This is a genomic window from Emticicia sp. 21SJ11W-3 (genome assembly GCF_024138715.1).
Lineage (GTDB): Bacteria > Bacteroidota > Bacteroidia > Cytophagales > Spirosomataceae > Emticicia > Emticicia fluvialis.
Genome location: NZ_CP092074.1, coordinates 1,216,118 through 1,235,351 on the forward strand (window position 1 = coordinate 1,216,118; position 19,234 = coordinate 1,235,351).

Genomic DNA, 19,234 nt, shown 5'->3' on the forward strand with positions numbered 1-19,234 from the left:
TCAATGCCAGATGAATAGGAACCAAGAAAAAAATACTTTATTTCTGTAAAGCAGGCCGGTAGCCCAAAAACCTCAGAATAACAGAATTTTAATGGCTTTTGATTTGTTTTAGAAGATTGTGGGGTAAGCAATGGTAATATTTAAGCCATTAATTTACCTCGCGCCATATTCTTCTTTTTTTCAATAAACCACTGTTACAGCCTTAAATATTCAGTGAAATGCGGCCATCGGCGTTATTCTAATTTGTTCTCCTTAATTTTGCGACGCAAATTTTTTTTCGCCAATGCCGGGATACACTGCCTGAAAGTGGAAATCCTGACCCCGAAATAGCCGATGACAATTCTTATAGTAGAAAAAACAGAGGATAATTTTAAACTGATAGCAGATACGCTTGCAGAATATTACCCTATGTCTACCCTTGGCCATTGCCGTAGTGTTCAGGAAACACTGGCCTGGCTGGCCGTTAACGATGGTGTGAGTATTGGTTTTTTTGAGGTTGAACTGGCAGACGGACTAAGTTTTGAGGTTTTTCAAGAAATAAACCCGGGCTTCCCGGTTGTGTTTATGTCGGCTTATGACAAGTATTTGTCTCAGGCCATGCCATATCAAGCCATTGATTATCTACGAAAACCCATTGAAAAGGCAGAGTTAGTCAGGATTCTGGATAAATACGAGGCCCTCAGTAAGCATTTTGTAATGCAGGCCAGAAATAATGAAGCTCTAAGTAACAACAACGGTAACCCAGCTAAAGAAAGGCTGATTGTTAAAAAAGGAACAAATTATTATGTAATGCCTGCGATTGATATTGCCTTTATTTATACCGAAGCGCGAGTAGTTTTTTTGATTGATAAAACCGGAGATAGATACATTGTAGAAAAAAACCTGAGCGAACTTGAATTAGAATTATCAGGCAGGCAGTTTTTCAGGGCTAACCGCAAGTTCATTGTCAGCATTGATGCTATAAAGAGCTTCAAGCCCTCATTTAAGGGCAAGATTGCCATAGAATTAATGCACTTGTCAAAAGCTGAGGTGAGTATCAGTCAGGAAAATGCCGCACAATTCAAGCGGTGGATTGAAGGATAAAAAAACAAAACCAAATAAAACCAAAGAACATGAGAAGAAAACTTTACTTACTGGCTTGTCTGGCAACTAACATGGCATGGGGGCAGAATGTGCCGGCCGATAGTGCCCGGGCTTTAAATGAAGTAGTGGTGTCGGCATCCAGAATTGAGGAAAGTATTTTTAAAGCCCCCGTTTCTGTTACCAAAGTTTCGGCTTTGCAACTGCAGCAGTCGCCGGGTATTGAGTTAATTTCGTCTTTGTCAAGATACAAGGGTATTGATGTAAGCCAATCGAGCTGGTTTGTAACAAGTTTAAGTACCCGTGGTTTTAACAGTTCTAAAGCCGAAAGGATTTTACAACTGGCAGATTATGTCGATTTTATGTCGCCTACGTCGTCGCTATATGGTGGAAACTGGATGGGTACGCCAGACCTGGATATTGATAACATTGAAGTAATATACGGTGCCAATTCGGCACTTTATGGTTCAGGTGCATTTAACGGAGTAATACTGATGCACTCAAAAGACCCTTTCAGGCATCAGGGATTGGCTGCATCTATCCGTGGCGGCTCGCGATCCTTAATGGACGGACAACTAAGATATGCACAGGTATTTGCCGGGCGTTTTGCCTTTAAGCTCAACGCCAATTTTACACAAGGGCAAGAGTTTATGGGTAATTCAGACGCTGCCATCAAGGCTACCACAGCCGGTGGGTTGGCCGGGTCTGATGCAGCCAATAATGCCTATGGCTCACCTTTTGGCTGGAACAAGCTCAACTATTTTGGCGATGCAGGGCTAACTGTTACAGACCCCCGGTATACTCAATACAACAATAACCAGCCTTACCGCATTTACATGCCGGGCTTTAAAGAGGCTGATGTTATAGGGGCAAATGACGGGAGCAAATTCCTGAACATGAAAGGCTTTCAGGCCGGGAGCATCCGTCTTAATCCGTCTTTGCATTACAAAATCAATGAAAATACACAGGCGTCTTATGAGTATCGCTGGTCGTTGGGTAATGGGATTTTTCAGAGTACCAGCCGGTTTGCGTGGCGTGAAATGCAATATGATTTACACAAGTTTGAAATAAAAAACAGCAAATGGTTTATACGTGCTTACACTATGTTTGATTATGGCGGTAAAGCCTATGAAGTAGGGGGTGTAGCCAATGCTTTGCAGAACGTAAGACTCACAGACCCTAAAAATGGGGTGTATCCAACCGTGTCAGGTAATTATTTTAATGCCTGGAACCAGATATTTGCTGCTGCACGTGGCAGTGGTTTTGGTGGAGGGAGCCTTTCAGGTGTGTATGCACCCGATATGATAAATGGTGGCGTACCCGGTGCGTTTTCAATACCATCCATACAGGGCGGGCAATCTATTCAGGATGCCGCCAGGCTTGCGTTTAATCTGACCCAATCGCTGCAGTTAGGTGCCGGGTCTCCACTTTTTAATCAGATTACCCAAAAAGTTGCGGACGGCGTTGGCGACCTGACAATCAATGGCTCAACCATTAAAGGTGCTGCCTTCTCTAACACAGCCCGTTATACTGATTTTTCAGCACAGAGAGAATTTAAGCTGGCCACAACCAACATTGTAGTTGGAGGAGCTTACAGAACTTATTTGCTGAAATCAAACGGTACTTTACTATCAGATGGTAATTTCTCGCCTCTTTCAAAAGAAAAACGGAATAGCATTGTCAATTGGGAATCAGGCATATACGGACAGGTACAGCAAAAACTGCTTAATGAAAAACTTACGCTGGCAGCCGCAGGCAGGGTAGACTTCTTTCAGAATTTTGATGCCAGGTTTTCTCCGCGCATCTCGGCTGTTTATTCAGTTGGCAGGCATAATTTCAGAGCTAACTTTGCTACGGCTTACAGAGCCCCCGCACAGCTTGACCAGTATATTTACCTTGATTACGGCAGTATTTTGCTGATTGGTAATGTTGAAAACGGTTTCAAGGGGTTAAACTCAACAGGTACACAGCCTTTTGAAGTAAAGAAGCTGGCGCCTGAAAAAATGAATAGCTGGGAGTTGGGTTATAAAGCCTTACTTACCAAAGACTTACAACTTGACCTGAGTTATTACCGTAGTTTATACAACGGCTTTATAGGTATTGTGCGTTTTCAGGGGCGTGAAGACGGCAAAATGCCAGAGGGCAACTATCAGCAAAAAACCGGCGACTGGGCCAAAACAGCACCAGACCGTACCAGAGGCAGGTTTATTCAGACCTGGGCTAATTTTGATAAACAGGTTACCACACAAGGCGCGTTTATTAGCCTTGATTACCGCGTAAACAACAAACTGAGTGTTTATGGTAATTATACCTGGGCAAAAATATCAGACATCAAAAACCTGATTGCCGGTTTTAATACGCCTGAGCATAAATTTAATATCGGCGCAAATGGCCTTATCACTAAAAACTTTTCATATTCAGTTAATTATCGGCACAGCAGCACTTATATGTACTTTATGCCTTTTGATGAGGGAGAGATTAAAGCCTTTGGAACACTTGATGCGCAGTTAAATTATTTTATAAAAGACCTCAGCAGCACTGTTAAGCTGGGAGGTACAAATCTTACCAATGCCAATGCTATCAGTGTTTATGGCTCGGCACCTATCAGCCGCATTGTTTATCTTGGGATAGTTTGCGACCTGAATTTCAATAAAACCAAAAAGTAATCGTTGGTAGATAGAAATCTGCATAGGGGCTCTGTGCCGCTATGCAGATTTTTTTTTAAAGGCTTTTTAATTATAAATAAACGCTCTAATTTTTGCATATTTGGTAAAATAAGGTGTAACAAATGCGAAGAATCATTGATACATTAATGATATTTTATTGTTGCTGTGTGGCTCAGACTGCAATTGCACAGTATGTGATTACACTGAAAGACACTCAGATTGATGTAAAACCAATAGATTATTACATTGCCGATGTAAAAGACGGCAGGGTGCAAAAAAATGGTTTGGGTACTATTATTACGCCTGCTGACACCAAAGCAGGTATTACCATAGCCGGCGGAGTAAAAAATGGATTGCAAAGATTTATATCCGGAAATTTGCCAAAAAATACCGCAACAACCCCTGTTCTTTATAATCTTACTCAACTGAATGTGCACGAAACCAGAAATGCCCAGGGCGGGATTAATGGAAAAATGACAATGTCGGTTAGTTATGAAAGAATCGGCAGGAATGATACAATAAAGTTGGTTGACTCTCAGGTGTACCTGGACTACAAGCGTTCTGGTGGTGCACCCAACATGAATAACTATGAGTCGGTTTTACGCAGGTTGGTTTTGCAGACATTGCAGTATTTTACCGACTGGCTGAAATTGAATAAGGGCAAGCATGAAGCATTGGCCAGAGGTATTGAGATAAAGCTCATGCCTGATTACAAACTAAATGATAAAGACACCATATATTATGAAACCAAAAAAGTTACCTGGGACGATTTCAGAGGCAGCCCGTCAGGCTTAAATAGATATGGCGCAGCTATTTTCAGCAATTTTGGGTATGTGTCGTCATTTAATGTGTCGGGAGGAATTATACGTGCCAATATTCAGACCAAAACCTATATGGTCAGGGGGATGTCGTGGGTGAATGAAAGTGCCAGGACGGCTTATGCACTGGCGCACGAACAACTGCATTTTGATATTACCAAACTGGTTGTGGAGCGATTCAAGAAAAAAGTAAGTGCCTTGCAGGCAGAAAGCATTGATGACCTGAACAGCATGATACAGTTTGAGTATCTGGAATCTTATAGAGAGATGAACAGCTTGCAACGAGCCTATGACGACGAAACAAGCCACAGCCAGGATACCTTTAAACAAGCGGAATGGGCAGAAAAAATAAAAACATGGCTAAATGAATTGGCCGGATAAAAGCAGAGGCCTCACCGGAACGCGAGGCCTCTGCTTTTATCACCAGCCATCATCAGATGGTTTGGGTTTAGCTGCCGGTTTCTTAACCGGGGCATTGCCTGCTTTCAGATTGCCTGTTGAAGGCGCAGCAGCGCCGGATGATGAGGAGGTCACCGCGATGGTTTTGTCAACCTTAGAGAACACGCGGCTCACAATTTTCCACTCCCCATTTATTTTTAGCAGATTCAGGAAATCAACATATTTAAAATTCTCAAATTCTTCTTCGGTTACAGCGGTTCCGGCGGTTCCGGCAAAGCTATAACTTACCACATTACTCTTCCATTTTGCGCCTCCTGCCGGTACAGACGCAATGAATTTTTTTACCGGAATCTCCGATATACGTCCGTTTGACTGGCTACGTAGATTGGCAGCAGGATGAAACGCGCGATTCAATCTGGCCGAATCGCCGGTGGCTCCACCATCCAGATAATTATAAAGCGTTGCTTTAATCGCTTCGTCGTCGGTCTGGGCACTGGCTTCTGCTGCAAAGCCCATCACCCCTATAAATGCAAGTAATAAAGTATTAAATTTCATGTGTTTAATTGTTTAATCGCCTGTTCAAATTAACGAAAATAATATGGGAGTATTGCAAATTTTTAATTCATTAATCAAGACAAAACCTGCCTGTAAGTTTCCTTAAATCTGGTAAATTCATCTTCTAAAACGGCCATTCTTTCATTGAAACAGGTTAAATCTCCTGTTTTAGACGGCACTTCAATTTCTTTGGTAATTTCATGAATACGCGCCAGCCCGATGGTTCCTGAGTTACCTTTCAAGGTATGCAGTTCGCTTTGAATGGTTTTTACATGGTCAGGGTAGGCTTCTTTGGTATTGCGTATCTGTTCCTGAGCCTCTTGTTCAAAATCCTCAAATACGGTCAGCAGCATTTCTTCTCCTACCATTTCTTTCAGCTGGTTTACTACTTCCATATCAAACATGGGTATACCGGCAGCCACACTGAAATCTGTAGTAGCGGCAGACCCTTTAACATCTATAACAGGCTGGTTGTTTTTTGCAGATGGTGTTCTGGTGATTGGTTCTTTGGCAGCCCCGCTTCTGGCCGTGGCTGCGGTTTCTTCTGTTCTGCCTTCGGTTCTTACCAGTTCGTTTACTTTTTGAACCAGAATAGCGGCTCTGATGGGCTTGGGTACGTAGTCGTCCATCCCTTCGCTCAGGAAACGTTCCCGGTCATGCTGCATGGAGTAGGCGGTCATGGCTACTATTTTGGGTAGTGACGACCCATAGATGTCACGCATGCGGTGGGTGGTTTCTATGCCATCCATTTCCGGCATCTGAATATCCATAAAAATGAGGTCAAAGAACGGATTATCACCAAATATCTCAATGGCTTTGGCGCCGCTTTCGGCAGTTGTTACAGTACAGCCCGACTTATTCAGTATTTCTGAAGCTACCTTGCGGTTTACCTGATTGTCGTCAACCAATAGAATTTTAGGTGAATACTGACTGAAAAAGTTAGTTAGCTGAATCTCCCCTGCATCATTATCAGAAACACTCGGGCTGATGCTGGTAGAACGAACCTCAATCGTGAACCAGAAAGTGCTTCCTTGGCCTTCGCCCGAAACTACCCCCATGTCGCCTTTCATCAGGCGGCATAGCTCACGTGAAATGGCCAGGCCAAGGCCTGTTCCGCCAAATGATTTTTTGGTTGAATTATCCACCTGCTGAAAAGCCCCGAACAGTAGTTTCTGATCCTCTTCTGATATACCAATGCCTGAATCTTTGATTTCGCCTTTCAGAATATGAATTTTCCCGTTAGATGATACCTTAGACAGCGAAACCGTTACACTGCCATTCTCTGTAAACTTCAGTGCATTAGAAGTCAGGTTCGAGAAAATCTGTAACAATCGTGTCTGGTCAGCAATCAGGTAGGCGGGTACGTCTTCGGCTATATGATAGGTAAGGGCATTGTTTTTTTCGATAGCCCGCTGACGGAACAAGCCCACCAGTCGTTCTAATAACTCACGTATATCAAGCGGGGCATTGTGCAAGTCCATTTTGCCGGCCTCAATTTTAGACAGGTCAAGTATGTCATTCAGAATGGTCAGCAGGGTTTCTGACGATTTCTTGATGGTTTGAACATAATCTCTTTGCTCCGGATTCAGCGGCGTTTCGTACATCAGGTCAATCATCCCAATTACACCATTCATTGGTGTACGAATCTCATGGCTCATATTGGCCAGGAAGCGTTCTTTTACTTTAAGCGACCGCTCGGCCTCGTCTTTGGCAACAATTAAGTCTTCGTTGGCGTGTTTCAGCTCTGATATATCACGTGCTACCCCTTCTACCTCAACAGGAATACCCTTGGCATCTTTAATCATTCTGATATTGAGCATAAACTGCCGTAACTCTCCGTCTTTGCGCTTTACTACTACCTCAAAGTTGGTAATACTGCCCGACTTCAACAGCCCTTTGATATTCTTTGAACTGTCAATGGCGTTTTCAAAGAACTTATCCACCTTGTTGCCCATTACCTCTTCAACAGAATACCCTGTGTGGGTAAGTACCGACGGTGATATCATACTAATATTTCCGGCCAGATCAGTTCGGTAATAGATATCGATGAACGACTCAATGGTATCGCGGAATTTCTGTTCACTTTTTTGCAGCCTGATGGTAGAGTTTTTCTTTTCGGTAATGTTTTGGGCAATGCCCGAAATCTCTTCTATTTGCCCGGTTGAAGATGAAAGAATGGGGTTCAGGTAAAACTCATACCAATCGTCGCCACCATCTATGTGTCCCCAGTGCATTTCAAAATTCTGAGGTTTGCCTTTAAAGGCTTCATTGTATCTTTCGCGAAGCACCGGGCGGTCTTCAGGGGCAATCAGGCGCCAGCCGATTTTCTCGGTACTTGAGTTGATTTCAGGCGGATACCCGAGGTTTTTTCTGATTAATTCTTCATAATTTTTATTGAAAGAGCTTAGCTGGCGTTTCAGGTTCACTGTCCAGATTACGTGCGAACTGCTGTCAAACACAGCATTGAGGCGAGATGTTTGCCTTAGTAAATCTTCTTCTTTCTGTTTTCTTACCAGCGCCACAGCTACCTGGCCCGAAACGAATTCAAGCAATTCAAGGTCGCGGATGGTAAATTTATTACGGTCACTGTAAGACTGCACGCCAATTACCCCGGTAGTTTTGGTATCTACTTTTAAGGGTACACAAAGCATTACTTCAGGTTTGGAAGAACCGTATAAGGTTAACCTTTCGGTTTCTGAAAGACGTTCAATGTCTTCTTTATAAAGAAAAAGAGGCTTGTTTTGCACCATTGAATATTCAATAATGCCGTTCCCCAGTTTTCGGCGCAGGAAATTCTCGCTCGTGTCTGAATACTCATCTACAACATAAGGGTAATAGATGGTACCGTCTTCAGGTTCAAAGAGCGCTACAAAGAAATTATTGGCCTGAATCTGTTTCTGTAGCTCTACATGTACCTGTGTTAAAAAATCTTTCAGGTTCAGGGTATTCAGATTCAGCTGGGCAATGGTGTAATATAGTTGCTGGGCTCGTTCGGCGCGTCGGCGCAGGGTAATATCACGAAACAGGCAGCGGAAAGCCGTAGGTACTCCGTTTTCAAACCTACAGCTGATGTCGCCAAGCAGATACACACGTTTACCCTCTTTATTACGCATAACAGTCTGGTAATCTACCACCTGTCTTTCGGTTTTTATCTGCTGCAATGTAACCAGCATATCTTCGGCAAACTGCGGGTGAAGAATATCCTGAAGTGTCAGTCTTGAAAGCTCATCGTTGGTATAGCCTAAAACTTCTCTTGAGGCCTTGTTGACAAAAAGGAACCGCCCGTCCAGCGAAAGTAGCATGATAATCTCAGACGTATTATCAACTAAATCCTGTAGCTGGTCAATGGCATCACTGTGTTCAGCTTCTTCAAGTTTGCGTTTGAGCTTTTCAATCTCATACAACAAGTCGTCATTCGATTTTTCGGCCGTCATCTTTCTCTTAATAGGTATATTTTAAGAGGTAAATCTACAAATAAAGATGAAGATTTTAAACCCTAATTTATGGCCCTGTTTTTGAAGCTCATTATTCGCTAATTACCACCGCCAGTTTTGTATTGGCTTTGTTTACTGCCATGCGTGTAATTTTGCCAGACCCGGGCAGGTGAGCAGTATTTATTTCCTGCCACACCGAACCCGACCCGGGCTTGAAGGCAAAGAGTTTTTCGCCATCACTGGTAAGTATGTAGCCATTGGGTGTCCAGGTAATGTCTTCAGACTTGCCCATTGTAGCAACAATAGGTGTTACTTCTCCGGTTGCAGGGTTAAACTCCTTAATCAGCCATGTTTCTGCTGTTTTATCGATAAAGCTAAATGTATTGCCTCCCGGAATTTTGTGCAGCGAACGGCCAGGCTTTGAACCAAGAATTACGCTTTTTTTAGTATCAAGGTCATAGTAATGCAAATGGTTGGTGGTATCTGCCAGAACAAATAAAAGCAGATGCGTAGGGTCTGTCCAGGTATGATACCCGACTTTCAGATGATTGATTAGAGTTACAGACTGCCCGCCATTTACCGGATACTTACCCAAATCCTGATTCCCGTTGTCTCTCTGAATAATATATGAAATGAATCGCCCATCAGGCGTGATGGTAGGAGAGTATTCGTGTTCTGTTGTGGTGGTTATCTGCCTGCTGATGCCCTTTTTGTAATTGTAAGATTTAATATCGGTGCGGCCGCTATCTTTGGCAGATGCATAATAAACCAGCGGAAGGGTCGGGTGAAAAGACGGCTGGTTATCATACCCTTTGTGTAAGGTAATGTTAGCAGGGTTAGATAAGCTAAAGCTATTATTTTTGTATTGGAGGTCAAACAGGTAAATTTCTGTTCCCGTCTGTGCCTGCAATGAAAAGTGAATCGAAAAGAGCAGAAGCGAAAAAAAGTGTTTCATGAGTTTTGGTTTATTTGCCCAATATAGCCAAAAACCTGATTCGTATAACATAAAAAAACCGGAGTAACGATGAGCTACTCCGGTCGGATGTTTAAAGGAAGTAATTAATTTATCTTCCGCCTGTATTATTAACTACACTTTCACGTATAGAATTGTCAGCCACAATTAAGAAATCAACTCTGCGGTTTTTGTTTCTACCCGCCAGATATTTGTTTGAGCGAACCGGTACCTTTTCGCCAAAGCCATCAACCAGTAATCTGTTTTCTTCTACCCCTGCCGAACGCAGATAGTTAGCAACCTGAACCGCTCTTTTTCTTGAAAGTTTTTCGTTGTATGCGTTTTTACCTGTGGCATCGGCATGGCCACCTACCAAAACAAATGTATTTGGTATTTGTTTTAATGAATAGGCAATTCTGAGAAGGTCTTGTTTGGCGTTCTCGTTTATCATATAAGAGTCAACTTTAAAGATGTTTCCTTTAGTCATGGTAACCAGCAGACCTTCATCGTATGCTTCAACCGAGGCTATGCCCATCAGGTTTTCGTTCATGGCCGGCACATAGTCTGCCATAATTCTTTTGAGTTCATCGCCATTGGCGCCACCCATCGAAACCGTAGTGATGGTGGCTTTCTCGGCATTGGCAGGTGGCATATTAGCTACCTTATTGTTGTCTTTTGAATTTGATTTTGTAACTGAGTTGCTTGATTTACAACTCATATTAGTATAGCCTACAAGCATCAGAGCAGAAGCTAAAACTATTGATTTTGAAATAAGATTGCGTTTCATGAGTTTTGGTATTTTTTGGTATAATACAATAAAAAACTGTACCCGAGTAGCCAGAATAGCTTAATTGGGGTTTATGGAGTAAATCTTTATACAAAATGTGGAAGATGCGCAACAAAATCAGAACCTTTGAGTACTTTCTGAGTAGAAAGAACTAATTTTGAGCATGCAAAAAGTTAAGCCTAAAAAACATCTCGGACAGCACTTTCTGAAAGACCTGAATGCCGCCGAAAGAATAGTAAATTTGTTAGCGCTCCATAAAGGATATACGAAGGTGCTTGAAATTGGCCCGGGTATGGGCGTGCTAACCCAGTTTTTGCTGAAGAAGACAGAATACCAGACATCGGTAGTTGAAATTGATAGAGAGTCGGTTGAATACCTGAAAACGAACTATCCGGAACTGAGTGACAGGATTTTCTCTGAAGATTTTCTAAGAATGAACCTGTCTGAATTAAAAGGGTTTGAGGGTTCTGAAACTTTTGGTATCATCGGCAATTTCCCCTACAATATTTCTTCGCAGATTTTCTTCAAGGTTCTTGAACATACAGATACTGTGGCAGAGGTTGTTTGTATGCTGCAAAAAGAGGTAGCTAAAAGGATTGCCTCACCACCGGGCAATAAAGATTATGGTATTCTTAGCGTGCTTTTGCAGGCTTATTATGATATTAAGTATGAATTTACTGTTTTGCCCGGGGCCTTTAACCCGCCGCCTAAAGTAGATTCGGGTGTGATAAGTCTGAAAAGAAATGCAGTTGGTAAACTGGATTGCGACGAGCGAAAGTTTTTTCAGGTGGTAAAAGCCGGATTTAACCAGAGAAGAAAAACGCTTCGTAATGCTTTAAAGCCTATTGGCCTGAATTTTGAACATGAGCTGTTAAATAAACGCGCCGAACAATTGGGCGTTGCCGAATTTATACTGTTGACAAAGGCCTTTACTGAAAACTAACTGAGTAGATATGAGTACTTTTGAGCTAACCAGAGAGTACATTGAAAAGCTGGAGACGGCCATTGAGCAGAAAGATCATGAACTGCTGAAAGCCGAAATGGAAGAGCTGTATCCGGCGGATATAGCCGGTATTTTGCTTGAACTGGACGGCGAACAGGGCCATTATCTGCTTACATTGGTTGATATTGAAACAGGTGCCGAAATACTGGCGCACATTGAGCCGGATACGCGCAAGAGCTTTATAAAAGAGCGGTTTACGGTAGAAGAAATTGCCAAGTATGTAGATTTGCTGGATTCGGATGATGCTGCTGATTTGCTGAACGAGCAGTCAATAGAGGTAAGGGAGAAGGTAATTGCGATGCTTGATGACCGCGAGCAGGCCAGGTTCATTATTGACCTGATGTATTACCCCAAAGATATTGCCGGAGGCTTGATGCAGAAAGAGTTGGTAAAGGTTAATTCGAGCTGGACAGTGAGCGAGTGCGTGGAGGAAATCAGGAGACAGGCGGAGGATGTTGAGAAAGTATTTGCCATTTATGTAGTTGATGATGAGCAGAAATTGCAAGGAATTGTTTCTCTGAAACAAATTGTGCTGGCCCGTAAAAACACCAGAATAGAGAATATTCTGGATGATGACATTGTCTTTGTTGAAACTACAGCCAAAGCCGAAGAAGTAGCCGACCTGATGCAGAAATATGACCTGGAGGCTATTCCGGTAGTGAACACCCTGGGGAGATTGCTGGGGAGAATCACCATCGATGACGTAGTTGACTTTATTACCGATAAAGCCGAAGAAGATATTCAGGTAATGGCGGGTATTACTGGCGAAGCAGAGGAGGACGACAGCGTATGGCAACTGGCCAAGGCGCGTTTACCCTGGTTGGTAGTAGGAGTAGCGGGTAGCTTACTGGCTGCCACAGTTATTAAAGGCTTTGAGGCTGAGTTTCAGAAAGTAGCCGCTCTGGCTGCGTTCATACCCATTATGGGGTCAACGGGGGGCAATGTAGGTATACAGACATCGTCTCTTATTGTGCAGAGTCTGGCAGAAAAAACGGGTATTGTTACAAGTTTATGGCAGCGGCTTTTCAAGATTATTCTGGTAGCTTTGGTGAACGGGCTGATTATCGGGGCATTGGCAGGTACCTATATTTATGTTATTGGTGAGGCAGAGCTTTTTCTGGTAGTTTGTTTTTCTTTGCTGGCAGTGGTTGTGCTGGCGTCGTTTATGGGTACGGTAACCCCCCTCTTATTGAACAGGCTCGGCATAAACCCCGCAATAGCCTCCGGACCATTTATTACAACCGCCAACGACATCATCGGTATAGGTACTTATCTATTAATTGCGCATTTATTGCTCCGAATTTAACAAATCATGATTGCTGTTATTCAAAGGGTAACTCAGGCTTCTGTATCCATTGACCATGCCGTAAAAGGGCAAATCGGTTTAGGTTTTTTGGTTCTGCTTGGTATTACACATACCGATACAGAGGAGGATATTGATTGGCTTTCAAAAAAAATTACAGGCTTACGGGTGTTTGGCGACGAAGAAGGAAAGATGAATCTGGATATAACCGCCGTTAATGGAGATATACTGTTAATCAGCCAGTTTACTTTACATGCCAGTACTAAGAAGGGTAACAGACCCTCGTTCATTGAAGCCGCTCGGCCAGAGGTAGCCATACCGCTTTATGAAAAAATGATTGCCCGGTTGACTACTGATTTAGGTAAGCCCATAGAAACCGGACAGTTTGGAGCAGATATGAAAGTGTCTCTACTGAACGATGGCCCCGTAACCATAATAATTGATTCGAAGAATAAGATTTAGCAGAAGAGAGCAACTGGTTTTTCAGGCGCTCTCTTCTGTTAAAAAAGGCATTAACCTCTCAAATGCCATGCCTTGGGTTTTACAAATGCCCTGATACCCGGATGCGAAAGCGTAGCGCCAAAACCAGAGTTTTTTCGTCCGCTCCACGGAAGAGGCGCCGAGACACGGTCGCAGCAATTCCAGTAGCTGGTTCCTGCATTAATTTGTTGCAATATTTTCTCAGCACGTTTTTTGTCTGCAGTATAAACCGCAGCAGTTAAACCATATTCAGTGTCCTGCATCAGTTTAGTGGCTTCTGCATCGTCTTTCACTTTCATTATACCAATAATTGGCCCGAACGACTCATCCTTCATCACAGCCATTTGGTGTGTAACGCCGGTTAAAACAGTTGGCTCAAAGAAATACCCCTTACCTGTTACGCTTTTACCACCAGTTAGCAGATTGGCGCCTTTTTCGGTGGCATCCTTCACCTGATTCGCCAGAAATCCTAGCTGAGACTGGCGGCTTAACGCGCCAATATATACGCCTTCTTCATCAGGCTGCCCAATTTTGTAAGACTGCACTTCTTTTACAAAGGCATCAACGTACTGGTCGTATACTTTTTCGTGCACGTAAATTCGCTCTACTGCACAACAACTCTGGCCGTTGTTATAAAAAGCGCCATCAGCAGTACCTGCCGCTACCGATGCAATGTCTGCCACATCTTCGGCCACATAAAGGGGGTCTTTACCGCCCAATTCCAGCTGGCACGGCACCATTTTGTTGGCCACTTTTTCGTAAATATATAGGCCGGTTTTGTAAGAGCCTGTAAAGAAATAACCGTCCAGAGGCATATCAAGTAATTGTTCACCTACTTCTCTGGCACCAATAGCCACCTGAAACACATCATCGGGTACACCTGCTTTTTTCAGGTACTTCTCAATGTTTAGTCCCGTCAATGTCGAAAACTCAGATGGTTTATAGAAAACGGCATTGCCCCCGATAAGCGCCGGAATAAACACATTTACCCCAACCAGAAAAGGGTAGTTCCAGGCAGATATATTACAAATAACCCCCAGTGGTTCATAAGAAATCTTTTCTGTTAACCCTTCCTGACGTGTAACCGTTTCGTCTTTCAGATACTTCTGCGAGTTATCTACAAAGTATTTAATTCTGGCTCTGGCTCCGTTTACTTCGTTGCGCGCCTGCTGCAGAGGTTTGCCCATTTCAGCCGTTAAGGTAGCGGCAAGCGCTTCAATGTTTTCTGCCAGTAAATCCGAAAACCTGGCGATTATTCCGATACGCTTTTTTAGTGAAACTTTTGCCCAGGATTTTTGTCCTTTTTGAAGCGTTTTTAATTTACTTTGAAGACTCTCGGGGGAGTCTTCCACAAGGGTTGTAATAATTTCTTCGGTGGCCGGATTGACAATCTGCATGAGTATATAACGAATAAAAAAACCTTTTTCTGTAATAATTATTTGCTGAAGCAAAACTACAAAATTATACAGAAAAAGATAGTATTCGGGCTATTAACAGCAAAGCGTAAATAAATGTTATTGACAACATTATTTACGCTTTTAGTCAATAACTTGGCTGACATCAAACTTTCAGGTAACCAACAATAATAAATGCTTTACAAAAATCAGTCAATTGCAATGCTTTCTACTCCTTTTTCAAAAGCTGTTTCTTTTATACCATCAAATCTCAGGCCTTCAACTCTTACAAAGGTAACATCTGTAATCCCCAGAAGGCCCAATAAGAATTTCAGATACGGACTCACATAATCAAACGATTTAAATTCACCTTCAGAATAAACACCGCTTGAAGAAATGGCAATATAGGCCTTTTTGTTCTTCAAAAAGCCTTCCGGTCTGCCTTCTTCGTTATATCTGAAAGTAATTCCGGGTCTTACGATGTGGTCTAAATAAGCCTTCAACGTAGAAGGAATGGCAAAGTTATAGAAAGGGGCACCAATGACGTAAATATCGGCTTCCTGCATTTCAGCAATGGCTTCGTTAGATATTTTAATAGCATTTGCCTGGTCAGCAGAATGGTTTTCGGCAGGGGTAAACCATGCACCGATTTGTAGCTGATCAAGATGTGGAAATGCCTTGGTTGTCAGGTTTCTTTCCTTTACACTAATGTTAGTATACTTGTCTTTAATCTTGTCAATAATAGCGTTGCTGAGTTTTTTACTAATCGATTCTTCGCCTTGCGGGCTTGATATAATGTGAAGTACTTTTTTCATGATTTTCTTTTTGATGTTTAAGATTTTTTTTGATGTCGCAAACTTATGTATATTTGCTAATAAAAAGTTAGTAGTAAACAAAAGGTTAGTACTAACCTTTTGTTTACTACGTCAAGCAAAATGGGGGAATCATCAGACAGAAGACCGGTTTTTACCGAAGTACAATGCAACAAGCATTTGTCGGCAACAGAAGATGCTTTGTATGTAATTGGCGGTAAATGGACCTTACGCGTAATGATTGCTATACTAAGCGGACAAACGCGTTTCAATGAATTGCAACGCACCTTAAATGGTATATCAGCAAGGGTGCTTTCAGGCGAGCTGAAAGATTTGGAAATAAACGGCTTAGTTAAAAGAGTAGTTCATGCTGGCCAAAAACCCGTGGTGGTAGAGTATGTGTCTACAGAGTATAGCGCAACACTAAAAGGCATTATTGCCTGTTTGGCAGATTGGGGTACACAACACAAAAAGAAGATTACTTCTGAAAAGTAATGTTTTATAGCAGCAAATCGGTACCAATGGGTTTGGATACCGATTTATGAGTGGAGTTTCTCTTCTTTATTCGCTCTTCAATACATTAACAGGGTTACTCTGTGCGGCTTTCATGGTTTGCGAGCCTATCATCATTATCGCAATAAGCAATACAGCCAGCAAACCAATAAACAATTCAGTAAATTCATTTTATCTGGCGTTTATATTTTTTTGTTAATGTTTATAGCACAACCGGATTGCCTGAACAGGTAGTTTAAGCGCTTCAAAATAATTTTCATAATTTCCACAGCGTTATTAAATCTTTTGTCGTCTTCCATTTTAGAGACACTCTACACCCAGGCATTGGTTAAATTGAGTTATTTGCCTGCCAAGAATGAAGGTCAGATATCGAAAAAGCTATTCATTATTAATTTAAACGTTTTGCTTATGAGGTATGTAAGGAAAATAACTCCTGAACAGGTTAAGCATCTGCGCGAAGTTTCAAGGCATAGTAGAAACTACCGTGAGCGCGAACGAGCCAAAGCAATACTTTTAAGTTTTAAAGGATACAATGTTACTACCTTGTCTGACATCTTTGAGGTAAGCAGGGCAACGATAACCAATTGGTTAGATGCCTGGGAAGAACGAGGTATTCAAGCACTGAAAGACTTGCCAAAACAATCACATAATGTTCCTTTGGTTGAAGTAAACAATAGTGGGCTGGGAGCCAAGGAGCTTGTTTATCAATAACGAAAACTTTTTGAAACAAATCTACTTCTATTTTTATGAAAGTTTGTCTCTTCTGGGGGCAAACTTTTTTTGTTTCCGGCCAGAGTAAAATTGAGAAATTGGATTGGTTTGTGTATAAAAAAAGAAGATATTTACCTGTGAATTGTATCACGATTTTGTAAATCGTTAGAGATAAACTATGAAGCCGGATTTTTCGAACATAAAGCTTTTTGAAAAAAAAGAAGAAGTAAAGGATGCTAAAACCGATGAGGCGGCGCCTGTTTTCAAAACAGCAGAAGGGATTCCCGTAAAGCCTCTTATTACGGCTAAAGATATTGCTCAGGCAGAACACCTGCGTTTTTCTGCAGGTTTACCCCCTTATTTAAGAGGGCCTTATAGCACTATGTATGTTATGCAACCCTGGACAATCCGTCAGTATGCCGGTTTTTCAACGGCTGAAGAATCGAACGCGTTTTATTGCAGAAATCTGGCCGCCGGGCAAAAAGGGCTCTCGGTTGCATTTGACCTGGCAACCCATCGCGGTTACGATTCTGACCACCCCCGCGTGGTAGGAGACGTAGGCAAAGCCGGTGTAGCCATAGACTCTGTTGAAGATATGAAGATTCTCTTCGATCAGATTCCGCTTAACGAAATGTCAGTATCTATGACCATGAACGGCGCAGTGCTGCCAATTATGGCCTTTTATATTGTAGCAGCTGAAGAACAAGGCGTAGCACCTGCACAACTTTCAGGAACCATCCAGAACGACATTCTGAAAGAATTCATGGTGCGTAATACCTACATATATCCACCAGAATTTTCAATGCGCATAGTAGGAGATATTTTCTCTTACACCTCCCGGCTTATGCCCAGGTTTAATTCAATCTCTATATCGGGCTATCATATTCATGAGGCGGGGGCTCCGGCGCATCTGGAGCTGGCCTATACCCTGGCTGATGGGCTGGAGTATATCAGAACCGGAATAGCAGCCGGTATGGATATTGATGATTTTGCCCCCAGGCTTTCGTTCTTCTGGGGTATAGGCATGAACCATTTTATGGAAATTGCCAAAATGAGAGCAGGACGATTGCTGTGGGCTAAAATTGTGAAACAGTTTAATCCTAAAAATGCTAAATCGCTGGCTTTAAGAACGCATTGCCAGACCTCGGGCTGGTCGCTTACCGAACAAGATCCATACAATAATGTAGCCCGCACCACTATTGAGGCAATGGCTGCTGCTTTAGGGCACACGCAATCATTACATACCAATTCGCTGGATGAGGCCATTGCCTTGCCTACCGATTTTTCGGCACGCATTGCCCGGAATACGCAATTGTTTATTCAGCATGAAACCGAGATTTGCCGCGTGGTTGACCCCTGGGGCGGCTCCTATTATGTAGAGTATCTAACCAAAGAACTGGTAGAAAAAGCCTGGGCTTTAATAGAAGAAGTTGAACAGCTGGGTGGCATGACCAAAGCCATTGAAACGGGCTTGCCTAAAATGCGTATTGAAGAAGCTGCCGCACGTAAACAGGCGCGAATTGACTCAGCGAAAGATATAATAGTTGGGGTGAATAAGTATAAGACTACCACCGAAACAAAAATTGAGCTGCTTGAGGTTGATAATCAGGATGTACGCAGAAAGCAGATTGAAAGGCTTGAAAAAATTAAAGCCGAGCGAAACAATGAAGAAGTTGAGCGAATTTTAAACAAAATAACTGAGGTAACAGCGCATGCCAGCGGCTCATTTGATGATAATCTGCTGGCAATTGCCGTTGAAGCTGCGCGTAGGCGGGCTACCCTTGGAGAGATATCTTATGCTATGGAAAAGATTGCAGGGCGCCACAAGGCAACTATCCGCTCTATTTCAGGTGTGTATCAGTCTGAGGTTTCAGACGATGAAAACTTCAGGATTGCTAAAGAAATGGCAGATAAATTTGCTGAATTAGAAGGCAGAAGGCCACGAATTATGGTTGCCAAAATGGGTCAGGATGGCCACGACCGCGGCGCCAAAGTAATTGCCACCAGTTTTGCTGATTTAGGTTTTGATGTAGACATCGGGCCGCTTTTTCAGACCCCCGAAGAAACGGCCAGGCAGGCAGTTGAAAATGATGTACACATTGTAGGTGCATCAAGCCTGGCAGCAGGTCATAAAACCCTGGTGCCACAGTTAATTGAAGAGCTGAAAAAGCTGGGCCGTGGAGACATCATGGTTATTGCAGGTGGAGTGATTCCGCCGCAGGACTACCAGTTTCTGTACGATGCCGGTGTAAAAGGTGTATTTGGCCCGGGTACGGTAATTTCAATTGCCGCACAAAAGATATTGAAAGAGTTGATGGGGGAGTAGG

The 19,234-nt window shown here is 42.7% G+C and carries 15 protein-coding genes; 9 read left to right on the forward strand and 6 right to left on the reverse strand.

All coding sequences use genetic code 11. From position 1 onward, the window contains the following. Nucleotides 1-333: 333 nt before the first annotated feature. From MB380_RS05090 to MB380_RS05100, 3 genes are all read left to right on the forward strand, one after another. A complete protein-coding gene (locus tag MB380_RS05090) occupies nt 334-1,083 on the forward strand; it encodes a LytTR family DNA-binding domain-containing protein (protein ID WP_253533727.1) in 750 nt (249 codons plus the stop codon). A gap of 29 nt (nt 1,084-1,112) precedes the next feature. Continuing rightward, nucleotides 1,113-3,746 carry a TonB-dependent receptor gene (locus MB380_RS05095; RefSeq protein ID WP_253533728.1) on the forward strand — a complete coding sequence of 878 codons (2,634 nt, stop codon included), beginning with the start codon at nt 1,113-1,115 and terminating at the stop codon, nt 3,744-3,746. Between the two features lie 122 nt (nt 3,747-3,868). Further along, the gene (locus MB380_RS05100; protein ID WP_253533729.1) at nt 3,869-4,945 is read left to right on the forward strand and encodes a hypothetical protein; all 1,077 of its coding nucleotides are present in this window, start codon (nt 3,869-3,871) and stop codon (nt 4,943-4,945) included. A 39-nt stretch (nt 4,946-4,984) separates the two neighbouring features. Here MB380_RS05100 and MB380_RS05105 read toward each other — a convergent pair whose 3' ends face one another. The 4 genes from MB380_RS05105 to MB380_RS05120 form a co-directional block, all read right to left on the reverse strand. Continuing rightward, a complete protein-coding gene (locus MB380_RS05105) occupies nt 4,985-5,518 on the reverse strand; it encodes a nuclear transport factor 2 family protein (protein WP_253533730.1) in 534 nt (177 codons plus the stop codon). Between the two features lie 74 nt (nt 5,519-5,592). Further along, nucleotides 5,593-8,952 (reverse strand): PAS domain S-box protein, encoded by a 3,360-nt coding sequence (locus MB380_RS05110; protein ID WP_253533731.1) that lies wholly within the window; start codon nt 8,950-8,952, stop codon nt 5,593-5,595. Between the two features lie 91 nt (nt 8,953-9,043). Beyond that, nucleotides 9,044-9,907, reverse strand: coding sequence for a hypothetical protein (locus MB380_RS05115; RefSeq protein WP_253533732.1), 864 nt, complete (start codon nt 9,905-9,907; stop codon nt 9,044-9,046). Between the two features lie 109 nt (nt 9,908-10,016). Next, on the reverse strand, nt 10,017-10,691 hold the full coding sequence (locus tag MB380_RS05120; RefSeq protein WP_253533733.1) for an OmpA family protein: 675 nt from the start codon (nt 10,689-10,691) through the stop codon (nt 10,017-10,019). A gap of 163 nt (nt 10,692-10,854) precedes the next feature. On the opposite strand from MB380_RS05120, the gene rsmA reads away from it, so the two are divergent. From rsmA to dtd, 3 genes are read left to right on the forward strand one after another with little or no spacing between them, the layout of a single operon-like run. Then, nucleotides 10,855-11,634 (forward strand): 16S rRNA (adenine(1518)-N(6)/adenine(1519)-N(6))-dimethyltransferase RsmA, encoded by a 780-nt coding sequence (gene rsmA / locus MB380_RS05125; RefSeq protein WP_253533734.1) that lies wholly within the window; start codon nt 10,855-10,857, stop codon nt 11,632-11,634. A 10-nt stretch (nt 11,635-11,644) separates the two neighbouring features. After that, nucleotides 11,645-13,000, forward strand: a complete 1,356-nt coding sequence (gene mgtE / locus MB380_RS05130; protein ID WP_253533735.1) for a magnesium transporter — start codon at nt 11,645-11,647, stop codon at nt 12,998-13,000. Between the two features lie 6 nt (nt 13,001-13,006). Then, nucleotides 13,007-13,459, forward strand: a complete 453-nt coding sequence (gene dtd / locus MB380_RS05135) for a D-aminoacyl-tRNA deacylase (protein WP_253533736.1) — start codon at nt 13,007-13,009, stop codon at nt 13,457-13,459. Between the two features lie 50 nt (nt 13,460-13,509). On the opposite strand, the gene MB380_RS05140 is transcribed toward dtd, so the two are convergent. Continuing rightward, nucleotides 13,510-14,874, reverse strand: a complete 1,365-nt coding sequence (locus MB380_RS05140; RefSeq protein WP_253533737.1) for an aldehyde dehydrogenase family protein — start codon at nt 14,872-14,874, stop codon at nt 13,510-13,512. A gap of 206 nt (nt 14,875-15,080) precedes the next feature. Further along, nucleotides 15,081-15,686 carry an FMN-dependent NADH-azoreductase gene (locus MB380_RS05145; RefSeq protein WP_253533738.1) on the reverse strand — a complete coding sequence of 202 codons (606 nt, stop codon included), beginning with the start codon at nt 15,684-15,686 and terminating at the stop codon, nt 15,081-15,083. Nucleotides 15,687-15,806: 120 nt separating this feature from the next. On the opposite strand from MB380_RS05145, the gene MB380_RS05150 reads away from it, so the two are divergent. The 3 genes from MB380_RS05150 to scpA all read left to right on the forward strand — a co-directional run bounded on the left by MB380_RS05150 (nt 15,807) and on the right by scpA (nt 19,233). After that, nucleotides 15,807-16,178 (forward strand): helix-turn-helix domain-containing protein, encoded by a 372-nt coding sequence (locus MB380_RS05150; protein WP_253533739.1) that lies wholly within the window; start codon nt 15,807-15,809, stop codon nt 16,176-16,178. 303 nt (nt 16,179-16,481) lie between these two features. After that, the gene (locus tag MB380_RS05155; protein ID WP_253533740.1) at nt 16,482-16,907 is read left to right on the forward strand and encodes a helix-turn-helix domain-containing protein; all 426 of its coding nucleotides are present in this window, start codon (nt 16,482-16,484) and stop codon (nt 16,905-16,907) included. 178 nt (nt 16,908-17,085) lie between these two features. Next, nucleotides 17,086-19,233, forward strand: a complete 2,148-nt coding sequence (gene scpA / locus MB380_RS05160) for a methylmalonyl-CoA mutase (RefSeq protein ID WP_253533741.1) — start codon at nt 17,086-17,088, stop codon at nt 19,231-19,233. Nucleotide 19,234 lies beyond the last annotated feature (1 nt).